At 67.9% G+C, this 14,597-nt stretch carries 14 protein-coding genes; 6 read left to right on the top strand and 8 right to left on the bottom strand.

What is annotated here, in order from left to right; all coding sequences use genetic code 11:
• Nucleotides 1–623: 623 nt before the first annotated feature.
• Together moaB and ppk2 are read left to right on the top strand one after the other, a co-directional pair.
• Entirely contained in the window at nt 624–1,142 is a 519-nt protein-coding gene (gene moaB / locus H7A87_RS04605; protein WP_039530503.1) for a molybdenum cofactor biosynthesis protein B, read from the top strand.
• Between the two features lie 30 nt (nt 1,143–1,172).
• Nucleotides 1,173–1,955, top strand: a complete 783-nt coding sequence (gene ppk2, locus H7A87_RS04600) for a polyphosphate kinase 2 (RefSeq protein ID WP_104582252.1) — start codon at nt 1,173–1,175, stop codon at nt 1,953–1,955.
• On the opposite strand, the gene H7A87_RS04595 is transcribed toward ppk2, so the two are convergent.
• The 4 genes from H7A87_RS04595 to H7A87_RS04580 all read right to left on the bottom strand — a co-directional run bounded on the left by H7A87_RS04595 (nt 1,937) and on the right by H7A87_RS04580 (nt 5,396).
• Nucleotides 1,937–3,163 (bottom strand): hypothetical protein, encoded by a 1,227-nt coding sequence (locus tag H7A87_RS04595; protein WP_119129693.1) that lies wholly within the window; start codon nt 3,161–3,163, stop codon nt 1,937–1,939. The genes ppk2 and H7A87_RS04595 overlap by 19 nt on opposite strands.
• 84 nt (nt 3,164–3,247) lie before the next feature.
• Nucleotides 3,248–3,514: an acylphosphatase gene (locus tag H7A87_RS04590; protein WP_119129692.1), complete on the bottom strand. Its 267-nt coding sequence runs from the start codon at nt 3,512–3,514 to the stop codon at nt 3,248–3,250.
• On the bottom strand, nt 3,514–4,122 hold the full coding sequence (locus tag H7A87_RS04585) for a TlpA disulfide reductase family protein (protein ID WP_119129691.1): 609 nt from the start codon (nt 4,120–4,122) through the stop codon (nt 3,514–3,516). Before H7A87_RS04585 ends, H7A87_RS04590 begins: the two co-directional genes overlap by 1 nt.
• Nucleotides 4,119–5,396, bottom strand: a complete 1,278-nt coding sequence (locus H7A87_RS04580; protein WP_104582248.1) for a YihY family inner membrane protein — start codon at nt 5,394–5,396, stop codon at nt 4,119–4,121. The genes H7A87_RS04585 and H7A87_RS04580 overlap by 4 nt, the downstream gene beginning before the upstream one ends.
• Nucleotides 5,397–5,507: 111 nt before the next feature.
• Between H7A87_RS04580 and wrbA the strand changes: the two genes are divergently transcribed.
• The 4 genes from wrbA to ybaK all read left to right on the top strand — a co-directional run bounded on the left by wrbA (nt 5,508) and on the right by ybaK (nt 7,495).
• A complete protein-coding gene (wrbA, locus tag H7A87_RS04575) occupies nt 5,508–6,104 on the top strand; it encodes an NAD(P)H:quinone oxidoreductase (protein ID WP_115676235.1) in 597 nt (198 codons plus the stop codon).
• Nucleotides 6,101–6,445: a DUF2069 domain-containing protein gene (locus H7A87_RS04570; protein WP_119129690.1), complete on the top strand. Its 345-nt coding sequence runs from the start codon at nt 6,101–6,103 to the stop codon at nt 6,443–6,445. Before wrbA ends, H7A87_RS04570 begins: the two co-directional genes overlap by 4 nt.
• Before the next feature lie 86 nt (nt 6,446–6,531).
• The gene (locus H7A87_RS04565) at nt 6,532–7,017 is read left to right on the top strand and encodes an asparaginase domain-containing protein (RefSeq protein WP_016900703.1); all 486 of its coding nucleotides are present in this window, start codon (nt 6,532–6,534) and stop codon (nt 7,015–7,017) included.
• Nucleotides 7,018–7,021: 4 nt separating this feature from the next.
• Nucleotides 7,022–7,495 carry a Cys-tRNA(Pro) deacylase gene (gene ybaK / locus H7A87_RS04560; protein ID WP_119129689.1) on the top strand — a complete coding sequence of 158 codons (474 nt, stop codon included), beginning with the start codon at nt 7,022–7,024 and terminating at the stop codon, nt 7,493–7,495.
• 202 nt (nt 7,496–7,697) lie between these two features.
• Here the strand turns inward: ybaK and H7A87_RS04555 are convergent, their stop codons facing one another.
• The 4 genes from H7A87_RS04555 to H7A87_RS04540 all read right to left on the bottom strand — a co-directional run bounded on the left by H7A87_RS04555 (nt 7,698) and on the right by H7A87_RS04540 (nt 14,580).
• Nucleotides 7,698–9,398, bottom strand: a complete 1,701-nt coding sequence (locus tag H7A87_RS04555; RefSeq protein WP_119129688.1) for a S8 family peptidase — start codon at nt 9,396–9,398, stop codon at nt 7,698–7,700.
• Between the two features lie 364 nt (nt 9,399–9,762).
• Complete coding sequence (locus H7A87_RS04550; protein ID WP_164739959.1) at nt 9,763–11,172, bottom strand: S8 family peptidase; 1,410 nt, start codon at nt 11,170–11,172, stop codon at nt 9,763–9,765.
• Nucleotides 11,173–11,433: 261 nt separating this feature from the next.
• Nucleotides 11,434–13,179: a S8 family peptidase gene (locus tag H7A87_RS04545; RefSeq protein ID WP_119129687.1), complete on the bottom strand. Its 1,746-nt coding sequence runs from the start codon at nt 13,177–13,179 to the stop codon at nt 11,434–11,436.
• A gap of 315 nt (nt 13,180–13,494) precedes the next feature.
• The gene (locus H7A87_RS04540) at nt 13,495–14,580 is read right to left on the bottom strand and encodes a branched-chain amino acid aminotransferase (protein WP_104582243.1); all 1,086 of its coding nucleotides are present in this window, start codon (nt 14,578–14,580) and stop codon (nt 13,495–13,497) included.
• Nucleotides 14,581–14,597 lie beyond the last annotated feature (17 nt).

The following is a 14,597-nucleotide window of genomic DNA, read 5'->3' as shown; positions in this document are numbered from 1 at the left end:
TCCTCGCCCCTGCGGAGAGGTGCTTAAAAGCGTCATTGAATTTCTTCGAGACCTTTTCAGGTCATGGAAACAACGTGCAGAGCGGCAGCGTGGCCGGGGATTGGCGGAGAGCTGCACAGGGATGTGCCGCGGCGGCGAGTCAGACAGGATGTCTGCCGAGCCGAGGAGCCGATCCCCGGCCGCGCTGCCGCCCTCACCGAAGCGAGTACCGACAGGCGTCTTGCTTCGCCGTACCCTCACCCCAACCCCTCTCCCGGCGGGAGAGGGGCTTCAAGCGGCGCTTCATTAGCTTGTTCAAGCTTTTCAGGTCATGCAAACAACGCGCCGAGCGGCAGCGTGGCCGGGAATTGGCGGAGAGCGGCACACGGATGTGCCGCGGCGGCGAGTCAGACAGGATGTCTGCCGAGCCGAGGAGCCGATCCCCGGCCGCGCTGCCGCCCTCACCGAAGCCGGCAACTGAAAGATGGCGCTGGATCCACCCTCGCCTGTCTCGGACGTATCGGCTTCGCGCGAGCTGTCAGCCATGTATCACCCGCGTTGGGGACCACCTGCCTGCAACTAACGTCGTGCGGCTTCACGCCGTGGTGCTGTACCCGCGCGTCCCGGCTCGCTAGGCTTGGGGCATGCCTTCCAATCTCGACTTCATTCCCTTGCACCTGTGCGTGCTGACGGTGTCCGACAGCCGCACGCTGGCCGATGATCGCTCCGGCGACTATCTGGTCGATGCCCTGACTCACGATGGTCACGTGCTGCACGAGCGCGCCCTGTGTCCGGACGACCGTTACCGCATGCGCGCGATCGTCTCCGCGTGGATCGCCGATGCGCAGGTCGACGGCATCCTGATCACCGGCGGCACCGGCTTTACCGGCCGTGACAGCACGCCGGAGGCAATCACGCCATTGCTGGACAAGACCATGCCCGGTTTCGGCGAATTGTTCCGCGCGGTCAGCGTCGACGAAATCGGCACCTCTTCGCTGCAGTCGCGCGCGTTTGCGGGGCTGGCCAACCACAGCTTCGTGTTCTGCCTGCCCGGCTCCACCTCGGCCTGCCGTACGGCCTGGGAAAAGATCGTGCGTGCGCAGCTGGATGCACGTACCAAGCCCTGCAATCTGGCGACACTGCGTCCACGCCTGGGCGAATAGCCTGCGCGCTTCATCGCTGTCGGAACGCACATGTCGCACCTGAAACGCAAGGCCTACAAGAAGCTGTTGGCACCGCTGCAGCTGGAACTGGTCAACATGGCCCGCTGGCTGCGCCACACCAACCAGCGCGCGCTGGTGCTGGTGGAAGGCCGCGACACCGCCGGCAAGGGCGGCGTGATCCAGGCCATCGCCAGCCATCTGAACCCGCGCCAGTGCCGGGTGGTGGCATTGCCGACACCCAACGACCGCGAAAGCACGCAATGGTATTTCCAGCGCTATGTGGCGCACCTGCCCGCGGCGGGCGAGTTGGTGCTGATGGATCGCAGCTGGTACAACCGCGCCGGCGTGGAACGGGTGATGGGCTATTGCACCGACGCCCAGTACGAAGCGTTCCTCGATCAGGCGCCGCGTTTTGAACAACTGCTGGTCGACGACGGCATCCTGCTGTTCAAGTACTGGCTGTGCGTGGACCAGGCCGAGCAGGAACAGCGCTTTGCCGAACGCCAGGAAGATCCGCTCAAGGGCTGGAAGTTGTCGCCGGTGGACCTGCAGTCACGCAGCAAGTACGAGGACTACACCGCCGCGCGCGAGCGCATGCTCGAGGTGACGCATACGCCGGACGCGCCGTGGACGCTGGTGGATTTCAACGACCAGAAGCGGGGCCGACTGAGTCTGATCCGCAACCTGCTGGATCGGCTCCCGGACATCGCAGTGCCCGATGACACGCTGCAGCTGCCACCGCTGGATGGCAAGCCGCACAAGGAACGTTACGGAGTACTGGAACCGATCGACGATTACGCCGGCCAGTCCTGAGAGATCTCGTCGCTGGCCGTGGCGCGTGGCAGGGGATACAGGCCGGACTGGCGTTCGGCCTGTTCGGCCTGCAAGACCAGCTGGCTCAGGCGCTGACTGAACAGCTGCATGAACCCGCGGTGCAGCGGGCGCATCGCTTCGATGTAATCCACATCGTCGGCCTGCGGACCGAGCGGGCTGCAGGACGATAGCAGCACTTCGTCCAGGCGCAGCGCGCTGTCGGGCAGACGCACCAGCGCGGCGCGGCGCAACCAGTCGCGCATGCCCTGGCGGTACTCGGCGGCCAGGATGTAGGCCACTTCGACCTGATCCAGGTCCACGTCCGGATTCCACGCCAGCACCTGGATGACCTGCGATCGCTCGTCCAGCATGCGGCTTTCGGCAACCAGGCCGTGCAATTGCTGCAGCAGACGCCATTGGACGCCGGCGGCTTCGCGTTGCGGGGCCGGCAGGCTTTCGATCGCCAGCGCCAGGCGGCGGGCGAACAATGCAGGCACCTCGGCCAGGACGACCGGGCCGGCATCGGCGCCGAGCAGGAAACGTTCGGTGCGCAGCGTGGCGGTGTCGGGCAGGTAGCCGTCCTGCAGCGGCCGCATCACGCCATGGTCGAGCAGCGACAGCACCACATCCAGCCAGTAGCGACGCTCCTGTTGCAGTGCGCGGTTGGCGGTGGCGTTCTGCCAGGCCGGACGGACATCGTCCAGACGCGCGATGCAGGCCTGGGCATCGAGGTTGTCCCAGGGCGCACGGGTGGCGTCATTGGGATCGAAATTTTCCACGCTGAGCATGCCGCCGCCGAAACGGTGCCAGGCTGCGCCGCGCTGGGTGCCGGCAGGATCGGGCCTGGACGCGGTCATCGGCGCGGCGGTGGCCGGGCGCAACAGGGCAGCATAGGCATCTGCCCAGGAATCGGGCAGACGCGCCGACAGCGGATAGCCAGCTGCGGACGGGCCCAGGCCGCGACGAGCAAGTTTCAGGCTCCACAGCACCGCACCGATCGCGATGCCGCCGAAGATCCAGGCCAGCAGCCAGCTGGTGGCCGCCTGCCCAGGCTGCAGCACACGGGTCTGCGGCTGCAGGAACAACAACCAGCCGCTGCCCGCCACGACGCCCAGGTAAAGCCATGGCGCAAGCTGCGCCAGGCGGCGGTTGCGATGGTGGGCAGGCGGTTCGTGCCCGTCGGTGTGATCTTGAGATGGAGCGGCCATATAGTTCCCCTGCGCGCCTGATCGCGCTGACAAGGTTATCGGCGACGCATCGCAAGTCTGTTGGCCTGCGCCGGCGGCAGCGACTCAGCCAGTTACACATTCTTCAGTCGGCGGCTGCGCGCAGGGCATGCGTGTCACCGCCGCGACCCGGGCCGCCGGCGGGCCTTGCCATAACCAGGTCTCCAGCGCATCCAGGGCGGCGTCGGTCCCGGCAGCGACCACCTCCACACTGCCGTCGGGCAGGTTGCGCGCATGTCCACGCAGGCCCAGCGCAACCGCGCGCTCGCGGGTGGCCGCACGGAACCACACACCCTGCACCACGCCGGTGACGAGGAAGCGCGCCGCCTGCATCAGCCGGCCTTGCCGGTGATGCCGACCGCCGTTTCGATGTCGCGCGCGGTGACCGGGCCGAGGAACTGCTTGGCGACCTTGCCGTCCGGACCGATCAGATACGTCATCGGCAACCCGCGCGGCGTGGCGAAGTCCTGGGGCGGCTGGTAGGGGTCGAGGACGGCGATCGGGTACGACACCGGGTGGTCCTTCAGGAACGCCTGCATGTCGGCGCTGCTGATGTCTTCATAGGCCAGGCCCACCACTTCGATGGTGTCGCGCATGGTGTGCAGCGCCGACAGCTCGGGCATCTCCTTCAGGCACGGCGCGCACCAGGTGGCCCAGAAATTGACCACCACCCACTTGCCGCGATGCGCGGCCAGGTCGTAGGCCTCGCCGGTCACGGTCGGCAGCGACAGCTTGGGCATCTCGGCGGTCTGCTGCACCACCGAGGAGTCGGTCGCGCCTGCCGGGTCGGCGGGGGCGGAAGGGGTTTGCGGCGTCTGCGCGGTGGGCGCAGGCGCTGCACCGCCCGCAGCGGGCGTGCCCTCGCTGGCGGGCTTGCAGGCGGTCAGCAGCAACAGCGGCAACAGCAGCGCACAGGCGCCGCGCACGAGGCGCACGGTCATGAGGGGTCTCCGGGAAGGTGGGTGTAGAGGTCGCCGACCGGTTGCGCCAGCACGCTGCGCAAGGGTTGACGCAGTTGTTCCAGCGCAGCGGACGCGGCCTGGCCGTAGGCATCGTCGCGGCACGGCAGCGGGCGGTCTTCGATCGGCACGCGCAGCTGGCAGTTTTCGTAGAGTTCGGCCAGCGGCACCACGTCCAGATCGCGCGCCAGCAGCCATTGGCCGCGCTCGTCGCGGCGCAGCAGGCGGATGCGTTTGAGTTCGCACAGCAACTCCTGCATCAGCGTGTCGGTGAGCATCGGCTCCAGCGCCAGGATGCGGTCTTCGTCCAGCCCGTTGCCATGGATGCGTGCCTGGCGGAAACGACCAAGCAGGCGCAGCAGGCCATAGATCTCAAAGCCAGGCGGCAACCGCATCGCTTCGGGCTGGTAGCGAAACGCGGACATCGACGAGGCCAGCGAAGCGCCCAGCAGCACCGACACCCAGCTCAGATAGATCCACAGCAGCAGGATCGGCAGCGCCGACAGTGCGCCGTAGATGCGCTGATAGGTCTGGAAGTTGCCCAGATAGAAGCCGAAGCCCCATTTGACGATCTCCATCAGGATCACCGCCAGCAATGCGCCCGGCAGCGCGTGCCGCAGGCGCACCGCATGCTGCGGCACCACGCGGTAGATCAGCACGATGCAGACGAACTCCACCGCCATCGGCGCCAGCCGCCAGGCGAATTCGGCCAGCCACTGGCCTTCGGTGGTGCGGAACAGCGGCAATGCGAACACGTAGGCGGCCATCGCCATCGAAGCCGCCGCCAGCATCGTGCCCAGGGTCAGCACCGTCCAGTAGATCAGGAAGCGGGTCACCTTCGGCCGTGCGGCGGCCACCCGCCAGATGCTGTTGAAGGTCTGCTCGATGCTGTGCAGGGTGATCAGCAGCGAGGCCACCAGCGCGACCATGCCGGCCACGGTGAACTTGCCCAGGTCTTCCAGCGAACGGTTGAGGTAGTTCTGCACCGAACGCGCCGCGCCGGGCACGAAGTTGTTGAAGATGAAGTCGGTCAGCGCGTCCTTCCATTCGTTGAAGGCCGGAAACGCCGACAACACGCCGAACACCACGATCGCCAGCGGCACCAGCGCGAACACCGTGGTGTAGGCGAGCGAGGCGGCCGCCTGGAACAGGCGGTCATCGAGAAAGCGGCGCCACAGGAAGCGCCCGAAGCTCACGGTCCGCGCGCGGTCGCGCAGCCGTTCCTTCCATTGGTGGAGTTTGTTCACGCGCGACATCGCGCAAGGGTACCCGATGCGCCGTCATCGCGGCCTTGCCGCAGCCGCAGCGTGCAGCGAGGTGGTGGCTTGGCCGATACTGCGGCAACTTACATAGGCGGTGGATGCGCGATGGCGGAGATTCTGGTGCTGTATTACAGCCGTGGCGGTTCGGTGGCGCGGCTGGCGCGGCAGATCGCGCGCGGCATCGGCGAAGTGCCCGGCATGAGCGCGCGGCTGCGCACGGTACCGCCGGTGGCGGCAGTGACCCAGGCCAGCGCCCCGCCGGTGCCGGACGAGGGCGCACCGTACGTGGACAAAGCCGATCTGGCCGAGTGCAGCGGGCTGCTGCTGGGCAGCCCGACCCGCTTCGGCAACATGGCCGCGCCGATGAAGCATTTCCTCGATAGCCTGGGCGCCGAGTGGGCCAGCGGCACCCTGGCCGGCAAGCCGGCAGGCGTGTTCACCTCCACCGCCGCGATGCACGGCGGCCAGGAATCCACCTTGCTGTCGATGCACCTGCCGCTGCTGCACCACGGCTGCCTGATCGTCGGCATTCCGTTCACCGAGCCGGCGCTCAGCCACACCACCAGCGGCGGCACGCCCTATGGCGCCAGCCATGTCTCCGGCGCCGGAGGCGACCCGCAACCGAGTGAGGACGAAGCCGTGCTGGCGCGTGCGCTGGGCCGGCGGGTGGCCGACATCGCGCGGCGCCTGGCCAGCCCGTGAGCCTGCGCGCCACGCATGGGTTGCTGACCGCCGCGCTACTCGCGCTGACGGTGTTGTTCGTGACCTGGTTTCACGACGACCGCCACCGCGCCGCGGCGCTGCTGGTGTTTGCACTGCCGCCGGCGCTGATGGCCGCGCTGACGCTGCGCAGCGCGCGCGCGCGTTTCTGGGCCGGCGTGTTCGCGCTGGGCTGGTTCAGTCACGGCGTGATGGCCGCCTGGAGCCAGCCGCAGGCGCGTGGGCTGGCGTGGCTGGAAGTGCTGCTGGCCCTGCTTGTCGTGGCACTGGTGGGCGGCCCCGGGATGGCGGCGCGCTTCGGCCGCCCTCGCCCTCCACGTTGACCCGGCTTGGGCAGCGCACGCGCCGGGGTCGTATCATGACGGCCCTCGCGCGGCCTGCACCGCGCCCGTTTGAAGGACTGGCAGCAATGGAAGACCTCCTGATCGTCACCACCGGTGGCACGATCGACAAGATCTACTTCGACGACAAATCGGACTACCAGATCGGCGACCCGCAGATCGGCCAGATCCTCAAGGAGCTGGGCGTGACCTTCCGCTTCTCGGTGATTCCGATCATCCGCAAGGATTCGCTGCACATCACCGATGCCGACCGCGAACTGGTGCGCGCCACCATCGCTGCCCAGCCGACGCGCCACGTGCTGATCACCCACGGCACCGATTCGATGGTGGAAACCGGCAAGGTGCTGCAGTCGATCGCCGACAAGACCATCGTGATGACCGGCGCGCTCAATCCGGCGCGCTTCCGCGGCTCGGATGCCGAGTTCAATATCGGCTGCGCGGTCGGCGCGGTGCAGTCGCTGCCGGCCGGCGTGTACATCGCCATGAACGGGCGCATCTGGAATCCGGAAAAGGTGCGCAAGAACGTCGCCGCCAACCGCTTCGAGTCGCTCTGAGGCCATGAGCAAGGCCACCCGCGCGACCAGGGCCCTGGATGCCGTCGGCGTGGCCTATGTGTTGCACCCCTACGTGTACCAGGCCGATGCGGACGCCAAGGGCGTGCAGGCGGCAACCGCTCTCGGGCTGGCGCCGCACACGGTGCTGAAGACACTGATGGCCTGGGTCGATGACCAGGCCGTATGCGTGGTGATCCCGTGCGATCGCCGGGTGTCGTTGAAGAAACTGGCCAGTGCCTGCCACGGCAAGTCCGCGCGCATGATGGAGGTGGCCGATGCCGAGCGTCGCACCGGCTACAAGGTCGGCGGCATCAGCCCGCTCGGGCAACAACGCCAGGCGCCGGTGCTGATCGAAGCCAGCGCACTGGATGCCCCGTCGCTGTGGATCAACGCCGGGCAACGCGGTTTGCTGCTGGCATTGCCGGGCGACGGCATCGTCGCCGCATTGCAGGCGCGGCCCTGCAGTGTCTGCGACTAGACGCGGCAATCTCCGTGCCGCGTGCATGTCGGCTGGCGCCGGCCAGCACCTGGGACATGCAAAAAGTGCCTTCTGCTTGCGGCAGCGATCACGCACGTGCCAGGAAACGTGAGTGGTGCGCCGGTGCCACGTGCCCGACGCGCGATCACGCGCATAGGCCGGGCGCAGCCCTGTACCCACCGGCGCAGGGCCGCGCGCACGTTCAGTACGTGGCCACCAGCGTGACCGCCGAAAATGCCAGCGTGGCCTTGAGCCGCACGTAATACACCCCTGCCGCAGGCGCGGTCAGCGTGCAGCTGTCGGCGTTGCCCACCACCGCGGTACGGCAGCCGTAGGCGGTATCGCTGGGCAATGCGCCGGCGCGCAGCGACAGATCGGCATTGCCGCTGCCTCCGCTGAGCGCCACCCGCAGGCTGCGCGTGCCCGCGGGCACATTGACCTGGTAATACAGCGAACCACCGGTCGCCGCGGCCAGGCCGCTGCGCGCCGCATTGCTGGTCAGGGTGGTCGAGGCGATCACCGCAGCCACCGCACCATCGGCATTGACCAGCCCTGCCCCGCACCCCTGCGGACATGCCACCGGCAATGCACGCGCAGTGCTCTTGAGCATGGCTTCGACGCTGGCCGCACTGAGCGGATTGAGCGCCACCGACTGCATCAACGCCACCACGCCGGCCACGTGCGGCGCCGCCATCGAGGTGCCGCTGTAGACCGCGTAACTGGGATTGCCCGCCGCGGTGGTGCCGCTGTTGAGCGTGGACAGAATCGCCTGGCCGGGAGCGGCGATATCCACGCCCTTGCCGAAGTTGGAAAAACTGGCCTTGGCCCCGGACGACGTGGTCGCGGCCACCGCGATCACGTTCGGGCAATTGGCCGGCACGCTGTTGGAGACATCGACATTGCTGTTGCCGGCGGCCACCACCACGCTGGTGCCGCGTGATACCGCGCTGGCGATCGCATTGCTCAAGGTGGTCGAACAGGTGCCGATGCCACCCAGCGACAGGTTGATCACCTTGGCCGGGGTCGGATTGGCCGGCACACCGGATACCATGCCGCCGGAGGCCCACACGATCGCATCGGCGATATCGGACAGATAACCGCCGCAACGGCCCAGTACGCGCACCGGCAGCACCTTGGCATTGAATGCCACGCCTGCCGTGCCGGTGCCATTGTTGGCGGCGGCCGCGACGATGCCGGCCACATGGGTGCCATGCCAGCTGGAGCTGGACGCACTGGCACCGCTGCCGCAGTCGTTGGCCGCGGCCCAGTCGCCCACATCGGCGGCGCTGGTGTCGCGTGCGTTGCCGTCGCGGGCGATGAAGGCGTCGCTGATGAAGTCGTAGCCGGCCAGCACATTGGCCGACAGCTCCGGATGCGTGGTGACGCCGGTATCGATCACGGCCACCACCGCGCCCTTGCCGGTCGCCTTGTCCCAGGCCGGCCGCACGTTGATGCCGGCGGTCGTGGTGCCCAGCGCCCATTGCTCGGACAGGCGGGTGTCATTCGGCACCAGCATCGGACGCATCAGCATGTCCACTTCCACGCGCTTGACCGACGGGTCGGCCGCCAGACGCCGCATCAGCGTTTCCGCATCCACCCGGTCCAGCGCACGGTCGGCCACCAGCAGTTGCGGCCCGACGCCCAGCCAGCGCGACGACGACAGGCCGAGCGCGCGCCCGCGCCGCGCCGGCACTGCGCGGGCGATCTCGCGCAGCGAGCCGCTCAGACGCCCGCCACGGTTGCCAGCGCTGCTGTCCTTGTAGCTGACGATGAAACGCTGATGGGCCGACGCCGACCCCAGCCCCTGCAGGCTGACATCGCCGGCGAACGCGGGCGCAGTGCCGCACAGCAGTGCACAGGCCAGCGCGACATGGCGTAACCCTTTGAATGATAGATGGTGCATGGATCGACCCCTCCCCAAGATGTCGTGGTGCAAACGCGGGCACAGGTGTGCCGCTTCGCATCGTGGTGAGGCGCGCCGACTGGCGTCGCTGCCCACCTGCCCACGCTATCGACCCGGTACGAGCGGACCTGAGCCGGGATCGCCGGCCAGACGTGGCGAACCATGGGGTTCGTTAAGGCGGCCGCTTGAAGGGCAGATGCCGGCGACGACCGGAACTGCGCCGACCTGCCCTCCCCGTACACCCCAAAAACGCCATTGCCCCGCGTTTTGGCGGGGCAATGGGGATACCAAGCGTGCTGCAGCCACGCTGCATCACGCAGACCGACGCGATGCCAACGGTCCGCCCGCTGGCACCGCGCGTGGCTTACGGGGTCTGGCTGACGGCACCGGCCGCGTTGACGATGCCGGCACCGCAGCCACCCGAGCAGGCGCCCGGCAGCGGACGGGCGGTGTTCTTCAACAGGGTTTCCACCGCCGCCGGGGTCAACGGACGGCTGGCCGCCGACTGCACCAGCGCCACCACGCCGGCCACGTGCGGGGCCGCCATCGAGGTACCGTTGTAGGAAGCGTAGCTGGCGCTGCCCGGGGTGGTGGTGCCGCTGTTGAGCGTGGACAGGATCGCCGAGCCGGGGCCGGAGATGTCGATGGTGCTGCCGAAGTTGGAGAAGCTCGAACGCGCCCCGGCCGAGGTGATCGACGCCACCGAGATCACGTTGGCGCAGCTGGCCGGGGTGAAGTTGGCCACGTTGGCATTGCTGTTGCCGGCCGCCACCACCACCGTGGTGCCGCGCGACACCGCGCCGTTGATGGCGTTCTGGTAGGTGCTGGAGCAGGTGCCGTTGCCGCCCAGCGACATGTTGATCACCTCGGCCGGGTTGGCGTTGGCCGGCACCCCGGACACGGTACCGCCGGACGCCCAGACGATCGCATCGGCGATGTCGGAGGTGGTGCCGCCGCACAGGCCCAGCGCACGCACCGGCACGATGCGCGCATTGAACGCGGTGCCGGCCACACCGGTGCTGTTGTTGGTGACCGCGGCGATGGTGCCGGCCACGTGGGTGCCATGCCAGCTGGAGTTGGCCGCTGCCACGCCGGAGCCGCATTGGTTGGCAGCGCGCCAGTCGCCCTGGTCGGCCGGATTGCTGTCGCGACCGTTGTTGTCGCGCGCGCGTGCCGCGTCGCTGATGAAGTCGTAGCCCGGCAGCACGTTGGCATTGAGGTCCGGGTGGCTGGTGATGCCGGTGTCGATCACCGCCACCACCACGCCGGTGCCGGTGGCCGTATCCCAGGCCGGACGCACGTTGATGCTCGAGGCGGTGGTGCCGAAGCCCCACTGCTCGGACAGACGGGTGTCGTTGGGGGTCAGCGTCGGATACATGATCTGGTCGACTTCCACGTACTCCACGCTCGGGTCGGCGGCGATCCGGCGCATCAGCGTCTCGGCCTCGGCGCGGTCCAGGCCACGGTCGGTCTTGAGCACTTCCGAGCCCAGCGCGGTGCGACGCACGTGATTCAGGCCCAGCGCACGGCCGGCGCGTGCGGGCACGGCGGTGGCGACCGACTTGAGCGATGCACGCATCGAGGTCGGGCTCACCGCGGCGCTGGAACCGTCCCTGTACTTGACGATGAAGCGATCCAGGGTGGGCTGCGAATCCAGGCCGGAAAGATTGACCTGACCGGCAAACGCCGGCACCGCCAGCAGCGAGGTCAGCGCGGACACACCCAGGACCACCAGCGCGCGCGTGGGCGCACGACGTTGCGACACATTGGACATCGATCGTTCCTTATTTGAGAGGGTGCCGCAGGTGCGGCGAGATGGCCGAACCATCCCCGCGTGCTGCGGATCGGGTCGGGCAGTGCACGGGCGCGTGCGCCCGGCGAGACGACTGACCGATGTCCATTCCGGTCGAGCGGCAACACATCACCTGCGCCTGCCGATGCGGCAGACGTGGGCGATACGTCGCTGATGGGGTAACGCCGCTCTGCGGCAGCGAATCGGCACTGCCCGGCCATGGCCAGGCAGTGCCGACGTGCCTCAGTAGCTGGCGCGCAAGGTCACGCCGGAGAACGTGCTGTACGCCTTGACCCGCACGTAGTACGTGCCCGACGGCGCGCTGATGCTGCAGGTCTCGGCATTGCCGCTGCGGTACGGGCGGCAGGTGTAGGTGGTGTCGGTCGGCGCACTGCCGGCACGCACGTACAGGTCTGCGTCGCCGCTGCCGCCGCTGATCGCCACGGTCAGCGTGCCGCTACCGGCCGGCACCGCGATGGTGTAGTTCAGTTCCGCACCCGTGGCCGCGCCCAGTCCGGTGACCGGCGTGCCGTTGGTCAGGGTGTTGCCGGTGCCGCCACCGCCGCCACCGTTGCTGCCACTGATGGCGGCGGTCACCGCCGCATCGGCATTGACGATGCCGGCACCGCAGCCGCCCGAGCAGGCACCCGGCAGCGCACGCGCGGTGTTCTTCAACAGGGTTTCCACGGCGGCCGGCGTGAGTGCACTCGGCGCGACCGACTGCACCAGCGCCACCACGCCGGCCACGTGCGGCGCCGCCATCGAGGTGCCGTTGTAGGACGCGTAGCTGGCGCTGCCCGGCGTGGTGGTGCCGCTGTTGAGCGTGGACAGGATCGCCGAGCCCGGCGCCGACACGTCGATCCCGGTGCCGAAGTTGGAATAGCTGGCCTTGGCGCCGGCCGAGGTGGTGGCTGCCACTGCGATCACGTTGGCGCAGTTGGCCGGCAGCGAACCGGACACGTTGACGGAATCGTTGCCCGCCGCCACCACCACCGTGGTGCCGCGCGAGACCGCACCGCTGATCGCGTTCTGCATGGTGGCCGAGCAGGTGCCGCCGCCGCCCAGCGACATGTTGATCACTTCGGCCGGGTTGGCATTGGCCGGCACGCCGCTGACGCTGCCGCCGGACGACCAGACGATGGCGTCGGCGATATCCGACAGCGAACCGCCGCACTTGCCGAGCACGCGCACCGGCACCACCTTGGCGTTGTAGGCAGTGCCCGCCACGCCGGTGGTGTTGTTGGTCACTGCGGCCACCGTGCCGGCCACATGGGTGCCATGCCAGCTGGAAGTGGCGGCGGGAATGCCGGTGCCGCACTCGTTGGCGGCGTACCAGTCGCCTTCGTCGGCGGGATTGCTGTCGCGTCCATTGCCGTCGCGCGCGGTGGTGGCATCGCTGATGAAGTCGTAGCCCGGCAGGATGTTGGCGTTGAGATCGGCATGGGTGGTGATGCCGGTATCGATCACGGCCACCACCACATTGGCGCCGGTGGCCTTGTCCCAGGCCGGGCGGATATTGAGGCCGGCGTTGCTGGTGCCGAAGGCCCACTGCTCGGACAGGCGGGTGTCGTTCGGGGTCAGCGTGGCGTGCAGGATCTGATCCACCTCCACGCTCTGCACGTTGGGGTCGGATGCCAGCTGGCGCATCAGGGTTTCGGCTTCGGCGCGGTCGAGTGCGCGGTCGGTCCTGACCAGCTCCGGTCCCAGCGCCAGGCGGCGCACCGAGTTCAGGCCCAGCGCCTTGCCGGCCTTGGCCGGAACAGCGCGCGCGGCGGTGCGCAGCGACGTGCTCAACGCGGTGGGACTGGCCAGCGCGGTGCTGCCGTCCTTGTAGGTCACGATGAATTTCTGGTGGGTCTGGGCGGTGGCCAGGCCATCCAGATAGACCTCACCGGCAAAGGCCGGGGTCGCCAGCAACAACGAGGTCAGCGCAGCCGCGCTCAGGATGGTGAGTGCGCGGGGGCACTTGCGGAAAGACTCGTTCGACATCGAATTCCCTTCTAGATCAAAGAGCACCGCCGTGGCGGTGGTAGCCGGTGCCGCCTTCCATAGGTCAGCACCGAGGTCCCGGATCGACCCCCTGTTATCGATCCGTTCAGCGAACCTACCGCACTACAACCAGACTGGACAATAAGAAGTTCGCACTTTCTACAAATCAAATATCAGATTTGTGACACCGTACGGCACCGTTCAGTCAGTTGAAGACATGTTCGGACATGCATAGCCACGCCCCTGCTGCGCTGCGCCCAAAAAAAAGGCCCCTGCGCGACTGCGCAGAGGCCTTTTTTGACGCGATGTGTTGGCTCAGGACAGACGCACCAGCCAACCATGACGATCCGGGACGCGCCCATATTGGATATCGGTCAACTCCTGGCGCAGCGACATGGTCACCTCGCCAGCCGGGGCGGACAGATCGCCGACCGCAAAGCCATCGCCCTTCAGCTCGCCGATCGGGGTGACCACGGCGGCGGTGCCGCAGGCGAACACCTCGGTGATCTCGCCCGACGCCACGCCCTGCTTCCACTCGTCGATGGCGACCTTGCGCTCGATCACCTGCATGCCGCGGTCGCGAGCCAGTTGCAGGATGCTGTCGCGGGTGATGCCTTCCAGGATGCTGCCGGACAATTCCGGCGTCACCAGCGTGCCGTCCTTGTAGACCAGGAACACGTTCATGCCGCCCAGCTCTTCGATGTACCTGCCTTCGACCGGGTCCAGGAACAGCACCTGCGAGCAGCCCTGTGCATAGGCCTTCTGCTGCGGCAGCAGCGAGGCGGCGTAGTTGCCGCCGCACTTGGCCGCACCGGTGCCGCCCTTGGCCGCACGTGCGTATTCGGTAGACAACCAGATCGACACCGGCGCCACGCCCTTGGCGAAATACGGACCGGCGGGGCTTGCGATGACGTAGTAAGAGGCCTTGTGCGCGGCACGCACGCCCAGGAACGCCTCGTCGGCGATCATGAACGGACGGAAATACAGGCTGGTTTCCGGGGCCGACGGGACCCAACCGGCATCCACCGCCACCAGCTGGCGCAGCGATTCGACAAACAGGTCGACCGGCAGTTCCGGCAACGCCAGTCGGCGCGCCGAGCGCTGCAGGCGCTCGCCATTGGCCTGCGGGCGGAAGGTCCAGATCGAACCGTCGGCATGCCGGTAGGCCTTGATGCCTTCGAAGATCTCCTGGCCGTAATGCAGCACCGAGGCGGCCGGATCCAGCTGCAGCGGGCCATAGGCGCGCACCTGCGCGTCATGCCAACCGAGCTCGTTGGTCCAGGAAATGGCGACCATATGGTCGGTGAAATGCAGCCCGAAGCCGGGCGCGGCCAGGATCACGGACAGCTCGTCGGCACTGCGCGGCGACGGGGAACGGGTGGAAGCGAAGGACACGGACACCGGAAGATTCCTGTATG

It is taken from the genome of Xanthomonas sp. CPBF 426 (genome assembly GCF_903989465.1).
Lineage (GTDB): Bacteria > Pseudomonadota > Gammaproteobacteria > Xanthomonadales > Xanthomonadaceae > Xanthomonas > Xanthomonas euroxanthea.
The sequence above is the reverse complement of the archived record's forward strand: the minus strand, read 5'-3'. Positions and strand labels throughout refer to the sequence as shown.

Excerpts from the sequence above, each read along its gene's own strand:
- moaB (WP_039530503.1), top strand. The coding sequence starts at position 624 with ATGCCTTCCAATCTCGACTTCATTCCCTTGCACCTGTGCGTGCTGACG.
- ppk2 (WP_104582252.1), top strand. The coding sequence starts at position 1,173 with ATGTCGCACCTGAAACGCAAGGCCTACAAGAAGCTGTTGGCACCGCTG.
- H7A87_RS04595 (WP_119129693.1), bottom strand. The coding sequence starts at position 3,163 with ATGGCCGCTCCATCTCAAGATCACACCGACGGGCACGAACCGCCTGCC.
- H7A87_RS04590 (WP_119129692.1), bottom strand. The coding sequence starts at position 3,514 with ATGCAGGCGGCGCGCTTCCTCGTCACCGGCGTGGTGCAGGGTGTGTGG.
- H7A87_RS04585 (WP_119129691.1), bottom strand. The coding sequence starts at position 4,122 with ATGACCGTGCGCCTCGTGCGCGGCGCCTGTGCGCTGCTGTTGCCGCTG.
- H7A87_RS04580 (WP_104582248.1), bottom strand. The coding sequence starts at position 5,396 with ATGTCGCGCGTGAACAAACTCCACCAATGGAAGGAACGGCTGCGCGAC.
- wrbA (WP_115676235.1), top strand. The coding sequence starts at position 5,508 with ATGGCGGAGATTCTGGTGCTGTATTACAGCCGTGGCGGTTCGGTGGCG.
- H7A87_RS04565 (WP_016900703.1), top strand. The coding sequence starts at position 6,532 with ATGGAAGACCTCCTGATCGTCACCACCGGTGGCACGATCGACAAGATC.
- ybaK (WP_119129689.1), top strand. The coding sequence starts at position 7,022 with ATGAGCAAGGCCACCCGCGCGACCAGGGCCCTGGATGCCGTCGGCGTG.
- H7A87_RS04555 (WP_119129688.1), bottom strand. The coding sequence starts at position 9,398 with ATGCACCATCTATCATTCAAAGGGTTACGCCATGTCGCGCTGGCCTGT.
- H7A87_RS04550 (WP_164739959.1), bottom strand. The coding sequence starts at position 11,172 with ATGTCCAATGTGTCGCAACGTCGTGCGCCCACGCGCGCGCTGGTGGTC.
- H7A87_RS04545 (WP_119129687.1), bottom strand. The coding sequence starts at position 13,179 with ATGTCGAACGAGTCTTTCCGCAAGTGCCCCCGCGCACTCACCATCCTG.